Annotated in this window: 4 protein-coding genes; 1 reads left to right on the forward strand and 3 read right to left on the reverse strand. The window is 54.0% G+C overall.

The features are described from left to right. Positions 1–9 precede the first annotated feature (9 nt). Both GC101_RS27605 and GC101_RS27610 read right to left on the reverse strand, forming a co-directional pair. Positions 10–1,101 (reverse strand): D-alanine--D-alanine ligase, encoded by a 1,092-nt coding sequence (locus GC101_RS27605; RefSeq protein ID WP_171719941.1) that lies wholly within the window; start codon positions 1,099–1,101, stop codon positions 10–12. A gap of 19 nt (positions 1,102–1,120) precedes the next feature. After that, positions 1,121–2,149 (reverse strand): amidase domain-containing protein, encoded by a 1,029-nt coding sequence (locus GC101_RS27610; RefSeq protein ID WP_171719942.1) that lies wholly within the window; start codon positions 2,147–2,149, stop codon positions 1,121–1,123. 443 nt (positions 2,150–2,592) lie between these two features. On the opposite strand from GC101_RS27610, the gene acnA reads away from it, so the two are divergent. Then, the gene (gene acnA / locus GC101_RS27615; protein WP_171719943.1) at positions 2,593–5,337 is read left to right on the forward strand and encodes an aconitate hydratase AcnA; all 2,745 of its coding nucleotides are present in this window, start codon (positions 2,593–2,595) and stop codon (positions 5,335–5,337) included. Positions 5,338–5,454: 117 nt separating this feature from the next. Here the strand turns inward: acnA and GC101_RS27620 are convergent, their stop codons facing one another. Beyond that, positions 5,455–6,489, reverse strand: coding sequence for an ABC transporter substrate-binding protein (locus tag GC101_RS27620; protein WP_171719944.1), 1,035 nt, complete (start codon positions 6,487–6,489; stop codon positions 5,455–5,457). Between the last annotated feature and the right edge of the window lie 119 nt (positions 6,490–6,608).

Genomic DNA, 6,608 nt, shown 5'->3' on the forward strand with positions numbered 1-6,608 from the left:
CACCATATGTTATTCGTTATCGTACTTAAGCCCTTGTCTGAACTGGTACCGCTCCAGCGCCAGCCCGATCATCCGGTCCAGCAGCGCCTGGTAGGATACACCGGTCTCGCGCCACAGCAGTGGATACATGCTGAACGGGGTGAAGCCGGGCATTGTATTCACTTCATTAATGAGAATTTTGCCGTCAGACTTCCGCAGGAAGAAATCGGCCCGGGTAATCCCGCTGCCCTCAATGGCCTTGAAAGCCAGCAGTGCCGATTCGCGCAGGCGGTCTGCCACCTCGGGATCGACAGGTGCCGGGATCAGCATCTGCGATTTACCGTCTGTGTATTTGGCCGCATAATCATAATATTCGCCGGAAGAGACGATTTCACCCGGAACTGAGGCTTCTGGCTCTTCATTGCCAAGTACGGCAACTTCTACCTCACGGGCATCGATGAATTCCTCGATGATGACCTTGGTATCATAACGGAAGGCATAATCAACAGCCTTGATCAGACTTTCTTTGTCGGCTGCTTTGGAGATGCCTACGCTGGAGCCAAGGTTGGCCGGCTTCACGAATACCGGATACCCCAGCTTATCCTCTACACCAACGATCAGCTCATGGCTTTTGCTTTTCCAGTTCGCAGCATTGAAATAACAATATTCACATTGCTCGAGCCCTGCCTCGCCGAACAGCTTCTTCATGACAACCTTATCCATACCTGCCGATGAAGCCAGCACGCCTGCGCCAATGTACGGAATATTCGCCATTTCGAACAGCCCCTGGATGGTGCCGTCTTCCCCGTTCGTGCCATGCAGCAGCGGGAACATCACATCCACAATGGAATCTCCGCCGCCGAGACCGCTGAACAACGCGTTCAGGGCCATCCCCATATCACCGGAAGCTCCGGACAGCTTAAGCTCTTCAATTCCGCTGAATGGAGCCTCCAGGGCTGCCCCTACCTTCCACACTCCCTGTTTGGAAATGTAGAATGGAATAATTTCATATTTATCGTAGTCAAAAGCGTTCATAACCGCATAAGCCGTCTGGAGCGATACCTCATGCTCTCCGGATTTGCCGCCGTACACCAGTCCTACGGTCAATTTAGCGTTCCCCATGCCCTAACCTCTTTCTGAATTATAAGTAGTCATTAATATGAAAAAAACGGTAGGCCGTGCGGTCCGTCCAGGCGTAGGAATCCTTGTAATCCCAGAAGCGGTGGCGGCTGCTGACCGTCCGGGCGTTCACCAGCGGCATGCCTCCCGCATCAAAGGCGGTAACAATCGTGCTGTGCTGGTAATGTCCGTTGCCGTCCCAGTCGTATTGGATCACATCGCCTAACATCAGCTGCTCCGGCCGCTCGACAACTTCAGCGCGCAGACCGCTGCTGCGGCTGCCGCTCAAATAACGCTGCAGACTGTCCGAGACCGCCCAGCTGAAGCTCCACCATTCCTGTGCTCCATTGTAGCCCTTGTACCACCAGCCCGTTTCTCTTTTACCAGTATAGTTGATAGGTGCTCCCCCTGCAAAGAGACATTGGGAGACATAATTGGTGCAGTCCACCTCGAAAATCTCGAACTCCGGATTGCCGTCCTTCCACCAGCGGTCGGCATATGCCGCCGCCTCTTCACGGCGGTAGCGGACCTCCCTTGCGCTGCTCACTCCGCGCAGGACCCTGCGGTTCAGCAGCGGCTGGGACGGCCGTGGTGCAGGCAGCACCTCCCCCCACTGCGATAACCGCAAGGCAGGCTCAGTCTCCACCACTTTGCGCACTGCATTCCGCTCGGGAACACTGCGCTCCACGTTGATTATCTCCCAGTCTCCACCCTTCCGCACAAAGGTCAGCCGTTCGGACTCAATCACATCCTCGCGGTGCGTCATTCCGCCCTTCTCATAATAGAATGCGCTGTGCAGTGCCACATCGGCGACCACCTCGGCGGGATTCTGCCGCACGGTACGCAGCGTCCTGACGCCTGTTTCCCCGCGCAGCGGAGTGATCCCCCGCCGGCTGTACCACTGCGCAATACGGCGGAAGCGTATTCGCTGTTCGTCCAGGAACCGCGGATCCTTGATTGTGGTCTGGCGCGGTTCAATTCCAGGTGCAACCCGCCCCTTGTTCAGCTGATCCACATAGACATAGAGACTTTTCTTCCACTGCTGCTCCATTCATTCTCCGCCCTTTCGTTCAAATATAAGAATTTATAGGCTCTGGCACTATAAATTATCCTTCTATTTCTCGCTGAAGCTGTGCTGTCCTTTTGAAGGGCGGCCTGCCGTTTCCCTTTGCCATTTTGGCTGCTGTCCTATGTAGTCCTATGTATATGAAGGATTGCCTGCCGCTATACAGGACGGGAACGATTTAACTACAATTGAATCCGGGAGACCATCCGCTCCAGGCATGGCTGGAAATATGAAGAAACGGCTTTGCAGCATGTAGCATATAAATTTCTGAATGAACGGAATTTTCGCTAATTCACCGCAGTTTCAACCTCTTACAAACCTGCCATGAAGAAGGAAAAAAAACTTTACTCCCCTCTTTGCAACCGTTATACTTAGAGTATAGGAATTATGAAATGTAGTTTCACCAGATGAAACGAGGAGGCGCATATATGCCAAGCAAGGACCATTTCTCACTGGCTAAGAACCTGGAATCAGGCGGCAAAACTTATCGCTACTATCATTTGAACTCGCTGGAAGAACAAGGCGCGGGCGACATTTCATCCCTGCCATTCTCCATTAAGGTATTACTTGAAGCTGCTGTCCGCCAGTATGACGGACGGGCAATTACAGAAGAGCATGTGAAGCAGCTGGCCGGCTGGTCCGGCGGCATTGACCGTAATAAAGAAATCCCTTTCATTCCGGCCCGGATTGTACTGCAGGACTTCACCGGTGTACCGGTAGTCGTTGATCTTGCCGCCATGCGCGACACCGTCAAGAAAGCCGGCGGCGACCCTAAGAAGATTAATCCGCTTGTGCCGGTTGACCTGGTTATTGACCACTCGGTTATGGTCGATGCCTTCGGAACTGCCGACGCACTGGAATATAATATGAACGTTGAATTCGAGCGTAACGAGGAACGTTACCGCTTCCTGCGCTGGGCGCAGACTGCCTTTAACAACTTCCGCGCAGTTCCCCCGGCAACAGGGATTGTGCATCAGGTTAACCTGGAGTATCTGGCTTCTGTAGCCACTACCAAGACTATTGACGGCGAAACGGTCGTATACCCCGATTCCCTTGTTGGAACGGACTCCCACACCACAATGATCAACGGCCTTGGCGTGGTCGGCTGGGGTGTCGGCGGGATTGAAGCGGAAGCAGGCATGCTCGGACAGCCGCTTTATTTCGTGACACCGGATGTCGTTGGCTTCAAGCTGACCGGCAGTCTGATGGAAGGCGCCACTGCTACCGACCTGGCCCTGACCGTTACCCAAATGCTGCGCAAGAAAGGCGTAGTCGGCAAATTTGTTGAATTCTACGGTCCTGGCCTGGCTAATATCAGTCTGGCGGACCGCGCGACCGTAGCCAACATGGCGCCTGAATATGGGGCAACCGTCGGCTTCTTCCCGGTAGACGACGAGACGCTGGCCTATCTGCGCAGCACCGGACGCCCGGATGAGCTGGTTGAGCTGGTAGGCGATTACTACAAAGCACAGGGGATGTTCCGCACCGCAAGTACGCCGGACCCTCAGTTCAGCGATATCATCGAGCTGGATCTTGCCTCTGTAGTGCCCAGCCTGGCTGGACCGAAACGCCCGCAGGACCGGGTCGAGCTGACCCATATGAAGGAGAATTTTGAAGGAATCATCCGCACACCTGTCGACAAGGGCGGCTATGGACTCAGTGATGAGAAGATTGCCGAAGTCGTGGAAGTGCAGCACAAGAACGGCAGCACCAGCAAGCTCAGCACAGGAGCCGTTGTAATTGCCGCCATTACCAGCTGTACGAATACCTCCAACCCAAGCGTTATGCTGGGAGCAGGACTGCTCGCCAAGAAGGCTGTGGAACGCGGACTGACCAAACCCGGTTATGTCAAAAGCAGCCTGACGCCCGGATCGCTGGTCGTTACGGAATATCTGCAAAAGGCCGATCTGCTGAAGCCGCTGGAAGCGCTGGGCTTCTATCTGGCCGGATACGGCTGCGCCACCTGTATCGGCAACTCCGGCCCGCTGCCGGATGAAGTCAGCCAGGCCATTACAGAACATGATATGACCGTTGCCGCTGTTATATCCGGCAACCGTAATTTCGAGGGCCGCGTACATGCCCAGGTCAAAGCCAACTATCTGGCTTCACCGCCGCTTGTGGTAGCTTATGCGCTCGCTGGTACCGTTAATATTGACCTGAAGACGGAGCCGCTGGGTTACGATCCGCAGGGCGAGCCTGTCTTCCTGGCCGATATATGGCCTACTACTGCAGAGATCCGCGAAGCTATAGGACTCTCGCTCAGTCCGGAAATGTTCCGCAGCAAATATGAGAATGTCTTCACGGCTAATGAGCGCTGGAATTCCATTCCGGTACCGGAAGGCGAATTGTATGAATGGGATGATAATTCCACTTACATCCAGAATCCGCCATTCTTCGAGCATCTGGCAGACGGTATCGGCGACATCAAGGATATCCGCAGCTCACGTGTTCTGGCGCTGCTGGCCGATTCCGTCACCACCGACCATATCTCACCAGCCGGGAATATCTCCACCTCCGGTCCGGCCGGAGAATATCTGCGTAACCATGGCGTAGAACGTGCGGACTTCAACTCCTACGGCTCGCGCCGCGGGAACCATGAAGTGATGATGCGCGGTACCTTCGCCAACATCCGGATCCGCAACGCCGTTGCTCCGGGAACAGAAGGCGGGGTAACCACCTTCCTGCCGAGCGACGAAGTGATGTCGATCTATGACGCATCCATGCTGTATCAGTCGGCCGGCCAGAACCTGATCGTCATTGCCGGCAAGGAATACGGTACCGGAAGCTCGCGTGACTGGGCCGCCAAGGGTACGCTGCTGCTGGGAGTCAAAGCCGTCATCGCCGAGAGCTTCGAGCGGATTCACCGCAGCAATCTCGTCGGCATGGGCGTACTGCCGCTGCAGTTCCAGGAAGGCCATGGCTGGAGCAGCATGGGCCTGACCGGACGTGAGACCTTCGACATTACCGGTCTCGACAACTATGTACTACCCGGTCAGGAACTGACCGTCACCGCCACCCGCGAAGACGGAACCCAGTTCGACTTCCCGGTCATTGCCCGGCTCGACAGCACCGTTGACATCGACTACTACCGCAACGGCGGTATCCTGCAGACGGTGCTCCGCCAGATGCTGGCTGATGCCACAGCTTCGGAAACGGCTCTGCCGGTAGAATAACTTTGTATACACAAGCTTAAATATTACAAAAGCTGCGCTGGTATCAGATATTGATCTGACACCGGCGCAGCTTTTTATATGCAGATTTGCAGATAGCTTCCTTATTTCAATAATGGATTATTTCACGGACAGCAGGCTTGTTGTGATGAAATCCAGCTGTGCCTCCAGGGACACCGGATCATTATACGTGTCTGCATCCGGGTTAAGCTGGAATACGTTGCCGGCTTTGACCGCAGGCAGGCCTGCCCAAAGCGGATTGTCATATACAATCTTAGGATCTGTAGTATCCCCTGACCATGGACAAGTGAAGATAATATCACCGGCAAAGTCCGGAAGCTTCTCCAGAGAGATGGAGGCCCAGCCCGTGCCGCTGTCGATTGCCTCTTTCTGGGCCTCTGCCGGAGCCTTCAAACCGAATTCTCCATACAGAATTTCGCCGCCCCGTCCATAGTTATGACCGAATACAAACAATCCCTTGGCGTATGGATTCAGGATGGATACGGTTCTGTCACCCACGGCAGCTTGTACCTGCGGCTTCAGTTCAGCAATCTTCGCTTCCCACTGATCTACCCAGGCTTTGGCTTCATCATTCTTGTTCGTTAGCTTACCGAAGTCCATCATCTGGTCCTTATAGTTCTTGGAGCCGTATTGAATCTGCACCACCGGAGCGATCTCCTTCAGCTTGTCGATGCCTTCCGTGCCGGTGTATACAATAATCAGATCAGGATCTAAGGCAAGGATGTTCTCCGGTGTTACATCATTACTGAGCGACTCCACGCCATCGAGCATTCCGGCCAGATATGGATTGCCCATTGCCCCCTCCATGGCGCCTACCGGCTTAACGCCTAATGCCAGGAAATAACCCGTGTAGAAAGCGGTGGTATCAACGATTCTCTGCGGATTCTTGGGTACTTGAACTTCTCCTACACCGTCTTGGAAAGTGACCATTTCTACATCAGCGGTTGAATCCGCACTGCCGGCTGTTGCAGCAGGAGCCGCCGTAGAAGAGGCTACAGGAGAAGCAGCGGAGCCATCAGCTGCCGCAGCGGAATTGTTTGCAGAGTTATTAGCAGACTGGCCGCAAGCTGCCAGCAGCAGAGCCAGAGCCAAGGTGAAAACGATAAGCACCAGACTTTTATTAGAATGTCGCAAAATAATCCCCCTATGTATATGATATTGATAATCATTATCAATTAAAATATAACACAGCTCTTTCTCTCTGACAACTTCATTTTATTAAATTTTAAAATTGTGCACCGGCCTTCCTGCTG

This window comes from Paenibacillus phytohabitans (genome assembly GCF_013141775.1).
GTDB lineage: Bacteria > Bacillota > Bacilli > Paenibacillales > Paenibacillaceae > Paenibacillus_AQ > Paenibacillus_AQ phytohabitans.

Excerpts from the sequence above, each read along its gene's own strand:
- GC101_RS27605 (WP_171719941.1), bottom strand. The coding sequence starts at position 1,101 with ATGGGGAACGCTAAATTGACCGTAGGACTGGTGTACGGCGGCAAATCC.
- GC101_RS27610 (WP_171719942.1), bottom strand. The coding sequence starts at position 2,149 with ATGGAGCAGCAGTGGAAGAAAAGTCTCTATGTCTATGTGGATCAGCTG.
- acnA (WP_171719943.1), top strand. The coding sequence starts at position 2,593 with ATGCCAAGCAAGGACCATTTCTCACTGGCTAAGAACCTGGAATCAGGC.